The sequence below is a fragment of the Halobellus captivus genome (genome assembly GCF_007655485.1).
GTDB lineage: Archaea > Halobacteriota > Halobacteria > Halobacteriales > Haloferacaceae > Haloquadratum > Haloquadratum captivum.
In genome coordinates this window covers 221,333-239,885 of sequence record NZ_VJXQ01000004.1, presented here as the reverse complement: position 1 = coordinate 239,885, position 18,553 = coordinate 221,333, and the positions used below count along the sequence as shown (strand labels likewise).

Genomic DNA, 18,553 nt, shown 5'->3' with positions numbered 1-18,553 from the left:
GTGCTCCCACCGTTATGGAGGGCTCTTATCGACGTCAGTTAGGATAGCTGTGCCGTGATATCCGTCGAGGAGACCATCCCGACGAGGTCGTCGTCGACGACCGGGAGGTGACTGATCCCGAAGTTCTCCATCATCGCCGCGGCCTCGGTGAGTCGAAGCTCGGGAGTCACCGTCTCGACGGATTCGGTCATCACGTCGGCCACTGTCGTCCCCGCCGGGTCGCGATCGGCGGCGATCGCATCCAGGATGTCGGTGCTTGTGAGAATCGCCAACTCGGTGCTGGGAACCAAGAGCGCGCCGACGTTTTCGCTGCGCATCCGCGTGGCCGCCTCGACCAACGTCGCGTCAGGACTGATCGTCACGAGCGGCGTCGACATTACATCTCTCACGAGCGTCGATTTACTTGACATAGAGGAGTCGACACGGTGGAGCGGCTTCGGTGTTTCGTCATCGCTCTCTCCGTCCTCCACCTCTCCGCTCTCTCCGTCCTCCACCTCTCCGCTCTCGATTGCACAGCTCTCCGTTCCCCCGCTCGATTCTACGCCTGCCCACCCGCCGCGCTACTCGTACCGCTTTCGCTCCTGCGTCGGGTGGTCCTTGACGAACACCTTCGTGTGATCCGGGATGTTCTCGGTGATCCAGGAGTTCGCGCCGATGCTGACGTGATCGCCGACGGTCACCGCTCCCAACACCTTCGTTCCGGCACCGATCACGACGTGGTCGCCGATATCCGGGTGTCGCTTGTAGTCCTTCTTCAGCGCGTGTTCGTCGCCCTCCTCCTCCTCGAAGTGGAGCGCGCCGAGCGTAACGTCCTGATAGAGCCGGACCCACTCGCCGACGGTCGCCGTCTCGCCGATGACGACGCCGGTCCCGTGGTCGATGAAGAAGTGTTCGCCGATCTCCGCGCCCGGGTGGATGTCGATGCCCGTCTGGGTCTTCGCGTATTCGGTGAGCTCTCTGGCGTACTCGGCCGCGCCGATGCCGTAGAGCACGTGGGCGACGCGCTGAACCGCGATCGCCAGGAAGCCGGGGTACGAGCGAACGATCTCCATATACGTCTTCGCCGCGGGGTCGCCCTTGTAGGCGGCCTCCAGGTCGCGCTTGAGGAGCGAGCGAACGTGCGGGAGGCTGTCGAGGACCGCCGCGACCGTTTCGTCCGGACGACTGTCTGTGTACGGGCAGATCCCCGCCTTGAACAAGCTCCCGAGATCGTCGAGGCGGTCCAACACGGCAAGTTCGTCGCGGACGAGCTCCGGCGCGTTCCAACACGTCGGGAAGAACAGTTCCTGAAGGATCGCGACCTCCTCGCGGCGGTGCTCCCGGTCCGGGAAGCACGCGGTCACGCTGGTCGGAAACGGGTCCGAGTCGTTCTGATACGAGTCGAAGAGCCGCTCGTGGGCGTCCCCGGCGTATCGAAAGTTCATACCCCGCCTTCTCGCTACCGCCGTATTATAGTAGCGTTCACAGTTCGGACCGGCCCCCTCGATTACCCCCGTAGTAGCAACGCCGCGAGGAGCGCACCACCGACGATGAACGCGCCGCTGACGACGCCCCCGACGGCGACGGGCCCGAGACCGAACCCGTCGATCCCCGAACTGTCGCCGGTTTCGACGCCGGAGGACGTCGTCACCGTCGCCGTTCGCGTCGGTTGCGTCTGGACGACCAAACTCCCGACGTCGGTGGGTTCCTCGGCCCGTTCGCTGCCCGCGTACAGCGAGACGTCGTAATCGGCGGGATCGATCATCGAATCGAGCGACGTCTCCGAAACGACTCGCACGCCATCGCCGCCGGAGGTGCTCAGCGTCTCGTCGCTCCGTCCGGCCAAGGAGGTGTCGACGTAGAGGACGGCCTGTCCGTCGTCGTCATCGTCGCGCACGACCGCTTCGAGTTCGTAGTTCGACTGGCTCTCGTTTCCGAGGACGACGACCGCCTCGTCGACACGCTCCCCCTGGTCCGACTCGAAGGCGATCGGAATCGCGGCGACGCCGCCGCGGTCGACGACGAAGATGTTCTCCTCGAACGTCACCGGTGCCGACGGCCCGTCGGTCGGCGTCGGGCTCTGGGTCTGTTCCGGAATCGGTGTCGGCGTTCCGCTCGGTGGTGTCTCTCCACACTCCTCGCCGCAGGCGACTACCTCCCCGTCGGCTTCGGTCTCGGCGGAGCCGTTCTCGAACCGGGCGGTCAACTGGAACGTGTCGTTCGCGCGATGGGGCTCAAAGTCGAACGTCACGGCCCACGTGCTGTTCTCGGTCACGACTCCCGTTGCGCTCTTGAGAAACACCGGCTCCGTTTCGCCCGTTGATCGCACTCGGACGATGATCTCGGTCCCGACCGGCGCGTCGGCCGTTCCGCTCACCACTTGGGAGGTCCCGTTCGCCACCGTCACCCCGTCCCCGTCGTAGTCGACGCTCACACTGGGATCTGCGGCGACCGGACCGGCCAGTACCGCGGGTGACAGCGCGGCGATCAGGAGGACCCCCACGAGAATGAGTGATCTCGATCGGGTTCTGTTACTCATTGTGCGCCCCCGTCGTTCGATTCGGCGTGGTTCCTGGGATCTGTTTGTCGTCACGGTCGCGCGATCTGTTCCCGTCAGCGTCGATTTTCGATATGGCCGTGGAGGGCATACACGTCTCCGGTGTGCAGCCGATACCTAAGAACGCCCGATTGCTTCAAGAGCGCTTTACGCTACCGGAGTGTCTCCCGCTACTCATCCGATATGAGCTACTGCGTTTCCTCGTCCGCCGCTTCCTCGAGAATCTGCTTTGCCCGGTCGAGACCGACATCTTCCACGAGAGTGTCGATCTCGGCCAACCGGTGCTCGCGTTCCTTCGTACGAGCGATCTTCGCCATCTCTTCGATCCCCTCACTGACGCGCTCGACTGTTTCCTCGTCCGGACTCACGGTCGGGGCGGACTGTCCGAACTGACCATTATCTCGGAAGTAACAGACGCGCACCTCATACCTGTCTGTGTCCTCGATTCTGACCGCCTGGACTTCGGCACGCCCCTCTCCGTCACCCCACCGATCGACGACGACGCGTTCGATTACTTCGTAGTTTGCCATCGTTATTCCACTAATTAACACTAATCCAATAAATATATTGGGTCTATTATTTGAAAACTTGTCCGGAGTATAACCCACTAAATTAGTGCAGAAATTATCTCTATGTGGAACGTTCGCATCCTCGATTTTGTTCGTTTACTCCCTCTGCTGTCCGCGGTGCTATCACACTAGTAGCGTTTCGGCGCTGGTCTGTTCCGTTTCACTCGGTGATCCTCGCGAATCGGTTACCGTCGTTCCCCGCTGATCACTATATGCATAGCACCGTTGCGATCGGTAGCGGGTTCACTTCACACAATTCACATTACACATATATATCTGTAATTCCACGATCGGAAATCCGACTACCGATTACTACAGATATAGTGTCGATTAACACCTGTCTAACGTCATTTTGTGACGCGTCAGCGGGCCCAATTGACTGTTTCGGCGCTCGTCGCCACTACCTCGTGCTAGTGTTTGCGGTGTTGGTCGTGTTTGTCGTTCCGCCGGAGGCGGAGACCGTTCCGTCCGACGTCACAGTGCCATTCGTCAGGTCACCTAGCGGCGCGGTCACCTCATAGGCGGGCGTCTCGACGCGTATCGTCGATTCTGCAGTGACATCTACGAACCGGAATTCGAGCGTATAGCTCCCATCGGACGTGATTTCGGTTGCCTCACGTTGGTTCGATTCGGTGTGGAACGCCCACGCCGTCTCGCCTTCATACTGGGTCGGAACCGTGCCGGTGATCGTTCTGGTGGGCGGGGTGCGTCCCGCGTCCGTCCCCGCGAGTGGGAAGTTGTGTTCGCGCCACGCACCGAACCCCTCATCCAGGGCATACACCCGTTCGTACCCGCGATTCATTAGTGAAGCTGCTCGAAGGGATGAGAGGTGGTGTGGACAGTCGCAGTAGGTCACGATTCGGTCGTCTGTCGGCCATTCGAGCACCGGATCGTCGGGGAGGTCGATACCATCCCCTGCTGGACTGAGCACGGCGCCAAAGATGTGCGAGACCTCGAATTCGGATTCGCTGCGGGTGTCGGCGAACCGGGCCTCTCCCCGAGCGTACCAGTAATACGCGACGTCCGTTGGGACGAGTTTTACCTCGAAGTCCCCCCGCGTCAGTGTCTCGAACTCCGCGGTATCGATGGACCGTTCCTCGGGAACCACCTCGAACTCCGGCGGGTATCCGTTGGTTGGGTCCGGGTCTGCTGGCAGATCGTCCCCGTGTCGCGGCCCGTCGAGGCCTAACGAATCACTCTGTGTGGACGTGGCGGTCTCTGTTCTCGTCGCCGTCGGCGTTTCGGTACTAGTCGACGACTCGGTGTCCGTCTGATCGCTATCGCTCGAACAACCGGCAACACCCACAAGCGCGGCCGCGCCGATACTCTTGATGGCTCGCCGTCGAGACAGCGGTCGATCTATCATCACAGTCCCCTAGCGTCGGCGACCCATTTATTATAGCGTACTTAAGCACTGGTTGGGCTGTCCGCGATAGTGTTGGCGGGGAAAACCGCCCGGTACGGCAGTCTCGTCCAGCAAGACAGGTGGGTTAGCATCCCTATAGTTAGGATATCGGTCTGGGTTGTACGACTATGTTCGGAACGAGCGGCGTTCGAGGCGAAGTTGGGAGTGACGTTACTGCTGATCTCGCGCTGTCGATGGGTCGAGCACTCGCGTCTGTCGGTTACCGTCGGATCGTCGTCGGACGAGACACGCGCGAGAGCGGCGAGATGCTCGTTAACGCGCTTTCGGCGGGTCTGTGTGAATGCGGTGCCGATGTCGTTGACGTTGGGATCGCGGCGACGCCGACGGTCGCTCGCAGTGTCGGTTGGCTCGACGCTGACGCGGGCGTTGTGATCACGGCGTCGCACAATCCCCCGAAAGATAACGGGCTCAAATTGTGGAATCCCTCGGGACAGGCCTTCGACGCCGATCAGCGTACCGTAATCGCCGATACGATCGAGAACGAGGCGTATTCATTCGCGTCTGCGGCCGATGTCGGGACAACCCGCTACTGGGAGGAGCGGAACGAGCGACACGTTGCGGCGCTTCGAGACGCCTGTTCTGCGGTCGATGATGTTCACGTCGCTGTCGATATCGGTAACGGTGCGGGGGTCGTTACGGCCACGGCGCTGCGCGAACTCGGCGCAACGGTATCGACGCTGAACGCCGTGCCTGACGGCAGCTTCCCCGCTCGCCCCAGCGAACCGACCGCTCAGAACTGTCGCGCTCTGCGTCAGTTCGTTGCGACGAGCGACGCCGACTTGGGCGTCGCCCACGACGGTGACGCCGATCGGTTAGTGGCGGTCGACGAACACGGAGATTTCGTGATGGGTGATCACCTGCTTGCCCTCTTCGCTCGATCGGTTGCAACCGCCGGTGATACCGTCGCGGCGCCGCTCAACACCAGTCTCGCAGTCGACGACGCGCTCGCGTCGGTCGGCGCATCGGTCGTTCGAACGAAAGTCGGAGACGTATTCGTGGCTGAGCGAGCGACGGACAGAGACGTCGTCTTCGGTGGCGAACCGAGCGGCGCGTGGATATGGCCCGAGGAGACCCTCTGTCCAGACGGTCCGTTAGCCGCCTGCCGACTCGTCAACCTGGTCGATGAGCGCGGGTCGCTTGCAGGACAACTCGACGGAATCGGCGGGTACGTTACCCGGCGTACGAACCTCTCCTGCGACGATAGTGCGGCCGTGATCGAAGAGGTCCACCGACGGGCATCGAAATCTTACGATGGGATCGAGGCGACTGACGGGATACGGGTGCCCGTCGGCGACGGCTGGTTTCTGATACGTGCGAGCGGGACGCAGCCCCTCGTTCGTCTCACTGCTGAGGCGGATGATCCCGGCCGCGCGGACGAACTGCTCGAGCGCGCGAGGGAACTTATCACACCTTCGATATCACAATCTGACTGAGAGGGGGTGCGTTATGTGACTGTGCTCCGTGAATGTATATCGGGGGACCGCGGAACATCGACGGACTGTGCAGTGTCGGTCGCATTATCAGCCGTATAATAATACCCGCTCGGGTGGGAGAGGAGGGTAATGCAAGCAGTCATCCTCGCCGCTGGCGAAGGAACGAGAATTCGGCCGCTGTCCGACTCGCTTCCGAAACCGATGCTCCCAGTCGCTGGCCGACCGATCGCTGCCCACGTCGCTTCGGCGGCGGTCGACGCCGGTGTCGATGAGCTGATCTTCGTCGTCGGATACGAGGCAGACGCCGTCCGAGACTATTTCGGAGCGTCGTTCCGAGGGACCCCGGTCGAGTACGCCATCCAAGAAGAACAGGCTGGCACTGCGGATGCGGTCCACGCCGCTGTGACGCATCTCGAAGGGGACTTTGCCGTCCTCAACGGCGACAACCTCTACGAGGCGACCGACGTGAGCGCACTGTTCGAGTCGGGGCCGAGCGTCGCGTGCGTCCATCGGGATAACCCGTCGCAGTACGGCGTCTTGACGACCGAGGGTGATCGTGTGATGGAAATCGAGGAAAAACCGGATAACCCCGAATCGACGCTCATCAACGCGGGGGCGTACGTGTTTCCGTCTGAAGCGCGGGACTTGCTGGACGTCCCACCCAGCGAACGCAGTGAGCGCGAGATTACGGACGTCCTCTCGCGCGTTATTCAAAATTACGACGTGAGCGCGGTCGAATTGGATCGTTGGCTCGACGTGGGCCGCCCGTGGGAACTCCTCTCGGCCAACGAATGGAAGCTCGGTGAAATCGATCGGCGGATCGAGGGAGAGATCAGCGAACGGGCGCGAATCGACGGCAACGTGATTGTCGAACCGGGTGCGGTCGTCGAAGACGGCGTCATCATTGAGGGGCCGGTACTGGTCCGGTCGAATGCGCGCATCGGTCCCAACGCCTACATTCGGGGTGCCACGCTCGTCGGACCCAACGTCTCCGTTGGCCACGGTGTCGAAGTGAAAAACAGTATTATTATGACCGATACCAACGTGAGTCATCTCTCGTACGTGGGCGATAGCCTCCTCGGCCCTGACGTGAACTTCGGTGCCGGAACGAACGTGGCTAACCTCCGGCACGACGGGGAACCGGTCAAGCTCACGGTCAAGGGAGAACGCGTCTCGACAAACCGCCGGAAGTTCGGCGTGGTTGCTGGCCCCGGTGCAAAGACGGCTATCAATACGAGTCTCGAACCGGGGGTCACGCTGTCTCCCACCGCCACGACGGAACCAGGCGAACGTATTTCCCGTGACAGATAATCAAGCGGCCTCAACACGGACACCGTCACTCGTGGGGCAGTCTCAATCCGAACCGGAGATGGCGTCATAATGGACCGGAGTATTACCAGCGGGTTTCTCTCGTTGGTGGGTACGAAGGTGCTCTTGCTCCTCCTCGGGATCGCGTCTTCTCCGCTTCTGACACGCCTCCTCGACAACGAGTACGGCGATTACGCGTTCCTGATGTCCGTCTTTGCTATCTTTATGATCTTCGTCAGTTCGGGCGTAACCGACGGCGTCAGGAAATTCCTCGCCGAACAGCGCGACGATCCGCAGTGGGCAGAGAACGTTGTGGGATTTTATTTTCGGCTCGCGGTCGTGTTGGCTGCACTCGGTGCCGCGTTCCTCGCCGGTGCATCGAGATTGGGGTTTATTGAACCTATCGTAGCAGGTGCGCGATTCGAGACGTACTTTTACGTATTGGCTGTCCTCGTCGTCGCCGCTCAATTTCGAGAATACACCCGACGTACGCTTATGGGATTCGGACTGGAATCCCGATCCGAACCGCTGAGAGTGCTTGGAAAGGCGATCTTCCTGACGAGCGGTCTCTCGCTTGCGTACCTCGGATACGGTGTCGTCGGCGTTCTCATCGGTCATATCCTTGCGAGCACCACCGTCGCGCTCATCGGCTTCTGGCTCATTCATCGGAGGGTATCGCTGCTCTCCGTCCTGTCAGTGCCCTCCCTTGAGTTCCCCCGGCGAGAGATGCTCGCGTTCAACGGATTCAGTATCTTGTTGGTCCTGTTGCTCACGTCGCTATTTCACATTGACATCCTGATGCTTCGTCCACTCGCTGGCCGCGATCAAACCCAGTATTACAAGATCGCACTCACACTCGCGGAGTTTCTCTGGTTTGTCCCCATTTCGTTGCAAATGGTGCTGTTACAATCGACCTCGAACCTCTGGGCGAACGAGAACGAAGCGCGGATCAGTTCTATCGCGGCTCGGGTCACCCGCTACACTCTCCTTCTCACTGCCCTGATGGCGATCGGTCTCGCGGCGCTCGCAACACAGGCGATACCACTCATCTATCCGGACCACTACATCGCCAGCCGGATCCCGCTCCTATTACTGCTTCCGGGGGCACTCGGGTTCGCCGTGGCGAGACCGCTTCTCGCTATCGGACAGGGGAAGGGTGACCTGAAGGCACTGATCGTGGCGACCGGCGCTGCGGCCGGACTCAATCTCGTTCTCAACTGGATTCTCATCAACCGGTACGGGATGAACGGTGCGGCCGTCGCGACCAGCATCAGTTACGGGTCGATGTTCGTTTTCCACGTGTGGAGCGCGCGTCGGATCGGGTTCGACCCGCTTTCGGACGCTCGACCGATCCGGACGCTGCTCACGATCCTGCTTTCTATCGTCCCCATCTTTTACCTCGCGCGGGTCATCGAAAGCGACGTTCTCGCCCTCGCGATTGTCCCGCCCGTTGGGCTCTTCATCTACGTGTCGTTCGCGCTGTTGACCGGTGCCCTCGGCGGTACTGAACTCCTCTCGGTCCTCGAGTCGTTCCCCGACCCACTCGGTCGATGGGCGTCACGGACCCAAGCGACCACTGTCGATTTCCATGTGAGGGCGGATATGGTTGACACCGTCCAAGGTCTGCTCTTGATCGTCGGTGTCCTGCTCTTTGTGACCGGACTGGTCGTCGCCGTGGCCGGACCGAGCGTCGGCGGAATGGACATCCCGGTTCCGGGTGATGAGGAGCCCACGATGACTCCCACGCCCACCGGACCGCAGTCGACCCCGACGGAAACGGAGACTCCCGATTCAACTGCCACGGACGCACCGACTGAGGCGGAGACGCGTCCGCCGCCATCGCCTTCCACAGAAACCACTGCCCCCACGTCGGCTCCAACTGACGCAACGACCCCCACGGCGACGCAGACCACAACGACAGTCTCGGAGTCGACTCCCACGGAGCCGTCTACGTCCACCGAGACGCCTACTCCGACGGAGACATCAACGGCGACGTCGCCATCCACGTCTACGGAGACGTCGACGTCCACGCCGACTCCGACGGAAACATCGACGGCGACGTCGACATTCACACCAACGGAGACGGTGACGGAAACATCCACACCCACAGAGACCTCGACATCCACGGAGACGAGGACGCCGACTCCGACGGAAACGACAACGTCGACTCAGATCGTGACTGCCACGTCAACTCAGACCGTGACAGCCACGCCGACGGAGACGACAGCGACCACCGCAACGACAACCGAAACGACGACGGCCACGGAGACATCGGCCAGCACTACAGAGACGTCGACCACGTCGTCGAATACGTCGTTGTTATCGACCTTCGATAAACTCCTCACCCTGTTCGGCGGATACCCCGGCGATCACCTCAGCAGCGTTGTCGTCACTCGGTGAGTCGTCGTCTACAGAAGAGTGTGTGGTGGGGGCCGATGAGAAACTCGCGGAATTCAGACCGGTGAGCAGAGCGTCTCGGATGGGATGCCGCTCAAATCGTCAGCGGCGTCGTCCAGCCAGACACTGATGTCGCTGATACGGAGTTTCAATCGGGGCGGAAGGTTGTGTATCTCCCGGCAGTGCGGGAAGAGCTTCTCGTCGAAGTGGTTCTGATCGTAGTGCCGGGTTCGGTCCGGCCACGAACCGTTGAACCCGGACAGGAACGGACACTGCTTCCGGAAGAAGTTCTGTGCGGTGTTGAGAGACACCGATTCGAAGGGCCGTCCTGGCGGTCGATGCCGCAAGATGTCCGAGTCGATGAGCTGGATCGCCTGGAGAAGCGTTTTCGAGTTTCGATGCTCCGGCGGCGTTCGAAGGTGCCAATCGATAAGCTCGCGGTCCGCGACGATGAAGGACTCAATGTACTGGTCCGCGAGGTGGTTACGGAACGGCAGCGTCGGCTGGTTCTGGATGCCCACCAGATCGATCGCGTTATAAATCGAATCGTACCGGTCCGTCTGGCCATCGAGCTGGGAGACGATGGCGTCGTATGCCATTGCGCGCCCATCGCCTCTCACGTCGGCGTCAGCGACGAGATCCTTCTCCGTGGGGATGAACCCGAACTTCCGATCGACGAGCGTCTCGGCGAGGCCCGGATCGGGTTCGAGTCGATTTCTCGGTATCTTATACCCGAACACGTCGAAGCGATCCCTCGGCAGGAAGTGCCCTCGGAAGAACGTGTCCCACAGCAGTCCGTGATACATCGTATCGACGTCGATCTCGTGGTCGTACGCGGCGTGGTGGATGTGGAGCGACTCCTTGATTCCGTGTCCGTACTTGATGACGTCGTCATCGCGCCGAAGGTATCGCTCATCGATGCTCAGAACGCGGTGCGGAACGTCGTACTGGTCGGAAACCTGGGCCGCGACGTTCACCTCGGCGCTCGTGGGATCGCCGACTGTATAACACTGATCGACGTCGAGCGGTCCGGCCAGAAGCGTCCGCGAGTCGTACCCGCCGCTCAGGAGTAACCCCTTTTTGCCGGGGAGTTTCGCCCGGCGGGCGAACGCGCGTTCGAGGCGATCGGCCAGTTCTTGCACGTAGTCGAATTCCGTCGGTTCGTAGACGAACCGGCGAAGATCTCGGGTTGAACCGCGGTACAGACACCCGTCGAACGGAACGCGATGAAGCCCTTTGACCGTCGACTTGTCGCCGAGTACGACGCCGAAGTGAAGGAACTCCTGAAGTCCCCGTGTCGAGGGCTCCGGCTCCGTGAGGTGGTTCGAAATCGAATCCGGTGCCGTGCTGAAGACGCGCGATCCGTTCGTATCCGCGTAGTAGCACTCCCAGGACCGGATCGGGTCCGTGGCGATGACCGCGTCGCCGTCGTCGATGAGGGCGAGGTAGGAACCGTTCAACTCCTTGAGAGCGTCGAGTCCGCTCTCTCGGTACCGTTCGAGGAGCCACCGGGCCGTCCCGGTCGACATCCCGTACGGGGGATACACTTCACCCCACAGCACGCAGATATCGTCTCCCTCCTCGTAGACGGTGGATCGACCGGGAATTCCGAGTGCGATGTCCCGGATCCCGACCGTCGATGACTGCCCTTCGACGACGCGATCGAACTCGGTCTCCGACCGGTAGCGCCGGAACTCCGAGAGGTCGCCGAAGACACCGAAGAGCTCTTTTTTCATATTCGTCTCCCCGCTCTGACACAACCGATCATTCGACGGTGACGCTCTTCGCGAGGTTTCGAGGCTTGTCGATCGAACGCCCGAGCGCATCTGCCGCGTGATACGAGAGAAGTTGGAGTTGAACGTTGGCGAGCAGCCCGGCCCACATCGGATGCGTGTCCGGTATCGGGAGATGAGCGTCCGTTTCTGAGACCGCGGGGTGCCCGGCCGGTGCCACGGCAACGATATCTGCTCCGCGGGTCTGTGCCTCCTTTGCGTTCTTGAGCGTTTTCTCGTCGTGAAGGCCGGTGAATATGGCGAACACCGGCGTCCGCGGTGTCACGAGCGCGAGCGGACCGTGCTTCAGTTCCCCGGACGCGAAGCCCTCCGCGTGCTCGTAGGTGATCTCTTTGAACTTCAACGCGGCCTCCTGTGCTACCGGGTGACCGAGCTCTCGCCCGATGAAAAAGTACGCCTCGCTGTTCAGATAGTGATTCGCGAGCGCAGCGGCGCGCGTGGTGTTGATGATCTGTTCGATGTCCGATGGGAGTGTCTGGACGGCGTCCAAAACCGCTGGGAGATTCGGGACGGGTGTCCCATCCTCGATGTGTTCGGCGAGGTGCTGTGCGAGCAGCGAGAGCGTGACCGCCTGCGAGGAGAACGTCTTGGTGGCCGCAACACCGATCTCAGGACCCGCGTGGATGAACAGCGTGTCATCCGCGGCGCGTGCGGCGGACGATCCGACGACGTTCGTAACGGTCAGCAACTTCGCCCCCTCGTCGGCCGCACGCTCCATCGCTCCGAGCGTGTCAGCCGTCTCTCCGCTCTGCGTCACCGCGACGACGAGCGTGTCGGTCGTCACCGGATCGGAGGACAACTGGTACTCGCTCGCCCGGAAGGCACGTGCGCGAATTCCGGTTCGGTTCAACACCGTCGACGCGTACATCGCCGCGTGATACGACGTCCCGCAGGCGATGAACTGCACCTCTCGGACATCCGCCAGCGTCGACGGATCGAACACGTCTACATCGACACCGTCGTTCGAGTCGTTGATCCGTCCCCTGATACTGTTCGAGAGGGCGCTCGGCTGTGACTCGATCTCTTTCAACATATAATGGTCGTAGGCGCCCTTCCCCGTCTCCTCGGGGTCCCAATCGACCGACTCGATCGGGCGATTCACCGGTTCTCCGTCGGCCGTTGTCACCGTGACCCCGTGCGGGCGTGCGACGACGACGTCGCCGTCCTCGAAGTAAACGACGCGGTCGGTGTACTCCAGGAACGCGGGCACGTCGCTCGCGAGGAAGTACTGATCGTCACCGACGCCGAGAACGAGGGGAGATCCCTGCCGAGCGCCGTAGACCGCATCGTAGTCCTCGAACATCACGACAACGGCGTAGCTTCCCTCGAGCTCGCTGATCGCTCTGGTGAACGCCACCTTCGGGTCGTCGCACGTCGCGTAGTAGTGATCGATGAGATGCGGAATGACCTCGGTGTCGGTGTCGCTTTCGAATTCAACGCCCTGGCTCCTCAGTCGTTCACGGAGCTCTGCGTGGTTTTCGATAATGCCGTTATGGACGACGGCGATGGTCCCATCGCCGTTCGTATGAGGGTGAGCGTTCTCGTCTGTCGGTGGGCCGTGGGTACTCCATCGCGTGTGCCCGATTCCGATGTTGCCAGCTAATCGGTCACCACGGATGTTCTGCTTCAGCTCTTCGACCTCGCCCGAGCACTTAGATACCGAGACGCCGGTGCCGTTCTGGAGGGCGATCCCGGCGGAATCGTAGCCGCGATACTCTAAATTGTCGAGTCCGGTGATGACTCGGTCGACGGCGTTTCCTTCGCCGACTCTGGCAATGATGCCACACATTAGCAGTTCACCTCGGAGGAGGTCATTCGGGCGCTTGCAAGCGGTGAACACCAGTACACGATGTCGGTACTGAGGCAGACTGGTTGTGCGGGTGGTGTCTCTGCGTCGATGACTGGAGTGGGTCGTGTCATAGTCGAAATCTCCGTTCAGGGCCCCGATTCGCTACGAGGGGTTGATTTGGCGTACACCGGCTCGACCCATTACTATAAACGGGCTAAGCAGTCCGTTATCATCGCGGTAAGCCCGGTGGGACGGTCGAAAACCCGTTGGCTTGAGGTCTCGGAACTGACCCCGTCCGACGTCACACACGTGAACTGATCGACACGAGACAGCGAAGAACTCCGCCACACCTGGAGTGACGGACACCGTGAAACCGACTGTTTCAGACGGTATTACCATCCGGATAATGATGAGTGTGCGGCTACTCGTGGTACGTATGTCGTTAGACGACACACGCCGCCGAATTCTGCAATTGGCCGGAACAACCGCGATCGCATCGATTGCTGGCTGTGCAAGCGTCGCACAGCAGTTCTCCACTGGCGAACAAGACCACGGTGAAGGGGGGTCGACATCGACGTCTCAGCCCGGTCAGAACGGCGGCCAACCGTCGACTGATTCGGTCTCGACTCGATCCGATCGGACAGCCTCGACGGAGGCAGATGATGATTCTTGGTCGACGGATTCGGTGACACTCGAATCGCCGGATCTCGATCTATCGGGTATCCCCGTCCCCGACGGACAGTCGTCGTACGCTCGAATGGGCCGCGACGACGCGGCGGTCACCGCCACGGTAATCGGGAACTGGAAGTGTCCCTACACGCAGGAGTTCGTCTTGGAGCTGCTGCCCGAGATCGTTGATCGGTTCGTCGATTCCGGGGATCTCCAGGTGGAGTACCGCTCGCTCGCGTATCTTTCGGGCGATCCGTTTCTCGGTACCGACGCACCGCGGGCCGCTCGCGCGGGTCTCGCCGTCTGGGATATCGACCCGGAATCGTACTGGTCGTACTTCGCCCACCTCTTCGCGAACCAACCCCAGGAGCGCTACGAATGGGCGCAACCGTCGTTCCTCGTCCGCGTTGCGGAGACGAGCGGAGTGTCGGGGATCACGCAGTTCCGACAGAGCGTCACGAACGGGGCGTACGCCGGTCCGGTCCACGCGACGACGGACACTGCCGCTGATCTCGGCGTCTCAACGGTCCCGCGAGTGGCGGTTGACGGGACGGTTACCGCACCGACGGTCGACTTTCAGGATACGCTCGCACAGATCGAGCGCGCTGTGGAATGAATCGCTTCTAGGTCCCGCTGTTTCGCCACTGTTGAAACCCTACCTTTCAGGCACAACAAGCATAAACACGGCCGGTAGCTGATGAGTGCCTACTGATTGCAGAGGAACACACAGTCACCGCTTCGCAACATAAATTACTGGCACTTCGGCTGAAGTCAGTGCTTTCAATTCCGTGCCATTGTAGTACGTCCACTCAGCGAATCCCGCATCGTCCATAGCAGGTCGAACTATTGTTTCGGGATGATTGCCATCTCGTGATATCACGAGACGGACCCGTAACTCCTCGGGGATTTCAACAACATCACTGTTTCCGAGACGAGCTCGTATCGGGCGGGGCCGCCGCTTACACCCTGAAGCCGCGTTCATTTGCGACTTGTGCGGCGCTAGTGGCCGAAAACAAGACCAGTATGAGCGTACTCACCAGGAAGTTGGACAGCATCGACAGTAGCGGGAGGCTCCACGCCTTACCCACGAGGAGGACCGTCCCGAGGCCAGCGATGCTGAAATACGGGAGTTCCCACGGGAAATCGTCACTCTCCGCGTCGGCGTTGTCGCTCTCGACCTCGAACGGATCGAGATAAGCCTGTAGCTCATCGGCGAGCGGGGTTCGCTTGACGATACCGCGGCTCTGGTTGTACTCGATGATTCCTTTGTCATCGAGTTTGGTGAGGTGGTTCTGATAGAGCGGGATATACACACGTTGGCGTTGCGTGGACGTGAGCGCCTGCACGGTCGTGTCGTGTTCCCACGCGGCCACCTGCTCAGCGATATCGCGCATACGGACCTCCCCGTCTCGACCCTCGAGATACTTGAGAACGAGGCGCCGTCGTTCGTTCTGTAGCACGTGGAAGATATCGTCCTCAGAGAGGCTTTGACGCTCCGCGTTCGTCGTCTGGGGGGCTTGCTCTGAGAGTTCGTTCATTCCATCGGAAGCGTTCGTGCTCATTGCACTTTCCCCATTCACCAGGGAGATAATAAAATGGGAAACTAATCCCGACTTTTGCAGACCGTTGCAATTATTTAGACCGTTGATATCCACGCAGTGTGTCGATTGTAAGTTAACTAAATCCGAATTGATCTTCGATTAGCAACCTTCGAAACGGATTGCAAACGCTACTTTAGCTACAATCTTCCGTGATCACGGTGCTTGGCACACCTGCACATCACCGTTCGCGTATACGTGATTCGTGGCGCCGGGACAGATGTTCGAGCGGTCGGGGTTGCGGATCCCTGCGCCCTCCCCGATGCGGAAGAACGAACCGCCGTCAGACTGGTACGTCCGGTAGACAGTTGTCCCATCGAGGACGGCGCGACCGTTGCGCAATCGTATCACCTCCGCCGGATGTGTTTCGGTTCGGACGAACACCGTGGCGTACGGGTGGTCTGTGTAGAGTGGCTGTCCCTCCGTGGCCGCGATGGCACCGGTGGTCTGCACCGCGGTTAGTTCGGTGTCGGTGTAGGACAGTCGCTCGTTCTGGCTCGGGAACACCGGACTGTCGGGCGTCCCGTCGCTCGACATCAGCATCACGCTCGGGAAGACCAGCGCGAAGATGAGGAGACAAACGAGGACCGCTTTGGGCGAGAGGTTACGGCTGAGGTATCGCAAGCCGATCGCGGTGAGTATCACCATCGGAGCGTAGAGGAACGCGAACCAGCGACCCGGAACGAAGTTGTTCACGTTGAAGAGCGGCAGGCCGAGCACGAAGAAGAGCATCACGACAACCGTGATTACGAGCGTGAACGTCGCGTGGTTCGCACGCCGTCGCCGGAGGACGACGAGGCTGCCGATCACGGTGGTGAAGAGCAGCAACAGGAACCCGACCGTGTCCATGTAAACCGCGAGTTCGGCGATGAACTGTGAACCGCCGTCGCCCCCTGCGGCCGCGGCACCTCCCCCTCTGTCGTTGTCGACGCCGTTGAGAAACCCCGCAGTGCTGAACAGCGTGTCATACAGATAGCTCAACACCGTCTCGAGAAACGTGTCACCGTTGTACGGCGTGAGCGACCACATAAACGTAATCAGTCCAACGTCGAAGATGAGGATGCCGAGAAGGTTCGCCGGTTTCGGGACGGACTGCAGGAGCCAGTTGTTGCTGGACGGCTTTCTAATCAGGTCGGATCTGAGGAGTAATTGCGCGAGTAACCCCGCTCCGACGAAGACGAGCATTATGAACGACGAAATCTGGTGCGTGAGGATAACGGCCGCGCTGAACAGCGCGAGCAGCCCATAATCGCGTGGACGGTGCTCGTTCTGCAGGATGTGCGATAGCTGGAAGAGTATCGCGAGGAAGAACACCAGTCCCATACTGGTCGGGATAATGTGGATTCCCCAACGAATCGCGTGGTCCGAGACCACGTACGCTGCGGCGGCGAAGACGGCCCACCGCGCGGAGACGAGTGTCCTTCCCGCCGCGTAGACGAGGAGGACAGACAGCGGCATCGCGATGCCGAGAGAGAGGTAGAGACCGTTCCGCAGCGACACGTCCAGCAGCCTCGACGATGTGACAACCAACAGGTGATAGAACGGTGAGGCGTAGTACTTGGTGTGCTCGATCGCCGAGAGGGAGTTCCCCTGGGCGATTGCCTCGACGTACGTCATATGTGACCAGATGTCTATGCCGATGTATCCCGGTGCGGTATAGAGTGCAGCGAACCGCACGACGATTCCGAGGAGGATGACCTGTGCGAGGACGACACCGGGGTAAAAGTCGCGCTCTCTGATCAGAACGACCTGCGCCAGGAGTAACGTACCGATGACGCCGCCGAGGTCGTAGAACAACAGCGTTCGACGACCGGCCGTGCCAGCGACGACGACCATCCCCGCGAGGCCGAAGAAGACGAGTGCCGGAGCCAACCGGGCGAAGCCAGCACCGAACTGTGGCCGTTCGTCCGTCGAAAGGCTCTGTCGGGTGGCGAGCAGATAGATGGCGCACCCCAACCCGAGGACGATCGGCAGCGTCTCGATGTAGATTTGCGAGGAGAGGAATCGCAGCGGGAACATCAGCGCCGCGAGGACTAACCCGATGGCGGCACCGACGACGTCGAAACGGAGCCCGTCGATCCGGTCGACGAGGCCGCGGTTAGGTTCGTACACGCGTTCCCTCCGTGGAGTTGTCGAGGACGTCGTGATACACTCTGAGGAGCTGATCACCCATCCGATCGAGATCGTGGGTGATCTCCCTCGAAGGGCTTTCAGACGTTTCAGCGGTGAGTGCGGCTCGTAGACCTTCGACGAGTTCCGCCTCCGACGAGCACACGAACGACTGGGGGACGTCTTCGAGCACGTCGGCCACGAATCCGACGTCAGTCGAAACGACCGGAACCCCGCACGCGGTCGCTTCCTTGACGACCATCGGCCCACTCTCGCGACGCGACGTCACGAGTACGGTGTCGCTCGCGTTCATATACACCGGAACCTTCTCGTACGGGACGCCCCACATCGTCTTCAGGACGACGTTATCCGGTAATTGGGCGACCACCCGCTCGGCGAGTGGATAGTTCTTCACCGTTCTGCGCGGTGGGTACGGGAAGAGGACGACGTGCTCGTCGGGATCCCATCCGACCTGCTCGCGGGCCTCGTGTTGCGGTATTGGCTCGAAGAGATCGGTGTCGACACCGAACGGGACGAGGTGGTGATCACAATCGAGTCGCGCTGCGATTGCGGGCGACGGCGCGACGACGGCGTCGCACTGCCGAGCCGTCCACGCGCTCAGTGCGTCGAGCCATCTGGACGAGCCCATCACCTCCGATCCCCAAAGCGTCAGCACGACAGGCCTGTTCGGCTGCGCGAGCGCGAAGGGTCCCACGAGGCCGTAGTTCGCGTGGACGATATCGAAGTCGTCCATCGCGGACTGCAGCACCCGGCTGTAAAAGGAACCGTACGACAGTACCGATCGGGCGGTTTCGCCCCGTTTCGGCATCGAGACGACTGTACAGGAGACGCCCCGCTCTTCGAGGGCCTGTATCTGCTTCTCAAAGAACGGCGACTCCGTGGTCACGAGATGAAGGGTACGCATC

General features: G+C 60.9%; 14 protein-coding genes. 4 read left to right on the top strand and 10 right to left on the bottom strand.

Annotation, left to right across the window (positions count from 1 at the left end):
* Nucleotides 1-38 precede the first annotated feature (38 nt).
* The 5 genes from FJT57_RS12520 to FJT57_RS12500 form a co-directional block, all read right to left on the bottom strand.
* On the bottom strand, nucleotides 39-410 hold the full coding sequence (locus tag FJT57_RS12520; RefSeq protein ID WP_203229176.1) for a CBS domain-containing protein: 372 nt from the start codon (nucleotides 408-410) through the stop codon (nucleotides 39-41).
* 150 nt (nucleotides 411-560) lie between these two features.
* A complete protein-coding gene (gene epsC / locus FJT57_RS12515) occupies nucleotides 561-1,424 on the bottom strand; it encodes a serine O-acetyltransferase EpsC (protein WP_144905719.1) in 864 nt (287 codons plus the stop codon).
* A gap of 62 nt (nucleotides 1,425-1,486) precedes the next feature.
* Nucleotides 1,487-2,518: a BGTF surface domain-containing protein gene (locus tag FJT57_RS12510; RefSeq protein WP_144905717.1), complete on the bottom strand. Its 1,032-nt coding sequence runs from the start codon at nucleotides 2,516-2,518 to the stop codon at nucleotides 1,487-1,489.
* 206 nt (nucleotides 2,519-2,724) lie between these two features.
* Nucleotides 2,725-3,066, bottom strand: coding sequence for a hypothetical protein (locus FJT57_RS12505; RefSeq protein WP_144905715.1), 342 nt, complete (start codon nucleotides 3,064-3,066; stop codon nucleotides 2,725-2,727).
* 439 nt (nucleotides 3,067-3,505) lie between these two features.
* Nucleotides 3,506-4,471, bottom strand: a complete 966-nt coding sequence (locus FJT57_RS12500) for a rhodanese-like domain-containing protein (RefSeq protein ID WP_144905713.1) — start codon at nucleotides 4,469-4,471, stop codon at nucleotides 3,506-3,508.
* Nucleotides 4,472-4,638: 167 nt separating this feature from the next.
* Between FJT57_RS12500 and glmM the strand changes: the two genes are divergently transcribed.
* From glmM to FJT57_RS12485, 3 genes are all read left to right on the top strand, one after another.
* The gene (glmM, locus tag FJT57_RS12495) at nucleotides 4,639-5,964 is read left to right on the top strand and encodes a phosphoglucosamine mutase (protein WP_144905712.1); all 1,326 of its coding nucleotides are present in this window, start codon (nucleotides 4,639-4,641) and stop codon (nucleotides 5,962-5,964) included.
* Nucleotides 5,965-6,093: 129 nt separating this feature from the next.
* Nucleotides 6,094-7,275, top strand: coding sequence for a bifunctional sugar-1-phosphate nucleotidylyltransferase/acetyltransferase (gene glmU, locus FJT57_RS12490; protein WP_144905710.1), 1,182 nt, complete (start codon nucleotides 6,094-6,096; stop codon nucleotides 7,273-7,275).
* 69 nt (nucleotides 7,276-7,344) lie between these two features.
* On the top strand, nucleotides 7,345-9,672 hold the full coding sequence (locus tag FJT57_RS12485) for an oligosaccharide flippase family protein (protein ID WP_144905708.1): 2,328 nt from the start codon (nucleotides 7,345-7,347) through the stop codon (nucleotides 9,670-9,672).
* A gap of 53 nt (nucleotides 9,673-9,725) precedes the next feature.
* On the opposite strand, the gene FJT57_RS12480 is transcribed toward FJT57_RS12485, so the two are convergent.
* Nucleotides 9,726-11,405 (bottom strand): asparagine synthetase B family protein, encoded by a 1,680-nt coding sequence (locus tag FJT57_RS12480; RefSeq protein WP_144905706.1) that lies wholly within the window; start codon nucleotides 11,403-11,405, stop codon nucleotides 9,726-9,728.
* 28 nt (nucleotides 11,406-11,433) lie between these two features.
* The gene (gene glmS, locus FJT57_RS12475) at nucleotides 11,434-13,251 is read right to left on the bottom strand and encodes a glutamine--fructose-6-phosphate transaminase (isomerizing) (RefSeq protein WP_144905704.1); all 1,818 of its coding nucleotides are present in this window, start codon (nucleotides 13,249-13,251) and stop codon (nucleotides 11,434-11,436) included.
* A gap of 436 nt (nucleotides 13,252-13,687) precedes the next feature.
* Between glmS and FJT57_RS12470 the strand changes: the two genes are divergently transcribed.
* Nucleotides 13,688-14,536 carry a DsbA family protein gene (locus FJT57_RS12470; RefSeq protein WP_162524348.1) on the top strand — a complete coding sequence of 283 codons (849 nt, stop codon included), beginning with the start codon at nucleotides 13,688-13,690 and terminating at the stop codon, nucleotides 14,534-14,536.
* Between the two features lie 343 nt (nucleotides 14,537-14,879).
* Here FJT57_RS12470 and FJT57_RS12465 read toward each other — a convergent pair whose 3' ends face one another.
* From FJT57_RS12465 to FJT57_RS12455, 3 genes are all read right to left on the bottom strand, one after another.
* Entirely contained in the window at nucleotides 14,880-15,482 is a 603-nt protein-coding gene (locus FJT57_RS12465) for a DUF7344 domain-containing protein (RefSeq protein WP_144905700.1), read from the bottom strand.
* Nucleotides 15,483-15,674: 192 nt separating this feature from the next.
* Nucleotides 15,675-17,630 (bottom strand): hypothetical protein, encoded by a 1,956-nt coding sequence (locus FJT57_RS12460; protein ID WP_203229175.1) that lies wholly within the window; start codon nucleotides 17,628-17,630, stop codon nucleotides 15,675-15,677.
* Nucleotides 17,617-18,552 (bottom strand): glycosyltransferase family 4 protein, encoded by a 936-nt coding sequence (locus tag FJT57_RS12455; protein WP_144905698.1) that lies wholly within the window; start codon nucleotides 18,550-18,552, stop codon nucleotides 17,617-17,619. The genes FJT57_RS12460 and FJT57_RS12455 overlap by 14 nt, the downstream gene beginning before the upstream one ends.
* Between the last annotated feature and the right edge of the window lies 1 nt (nucleotide 18,553).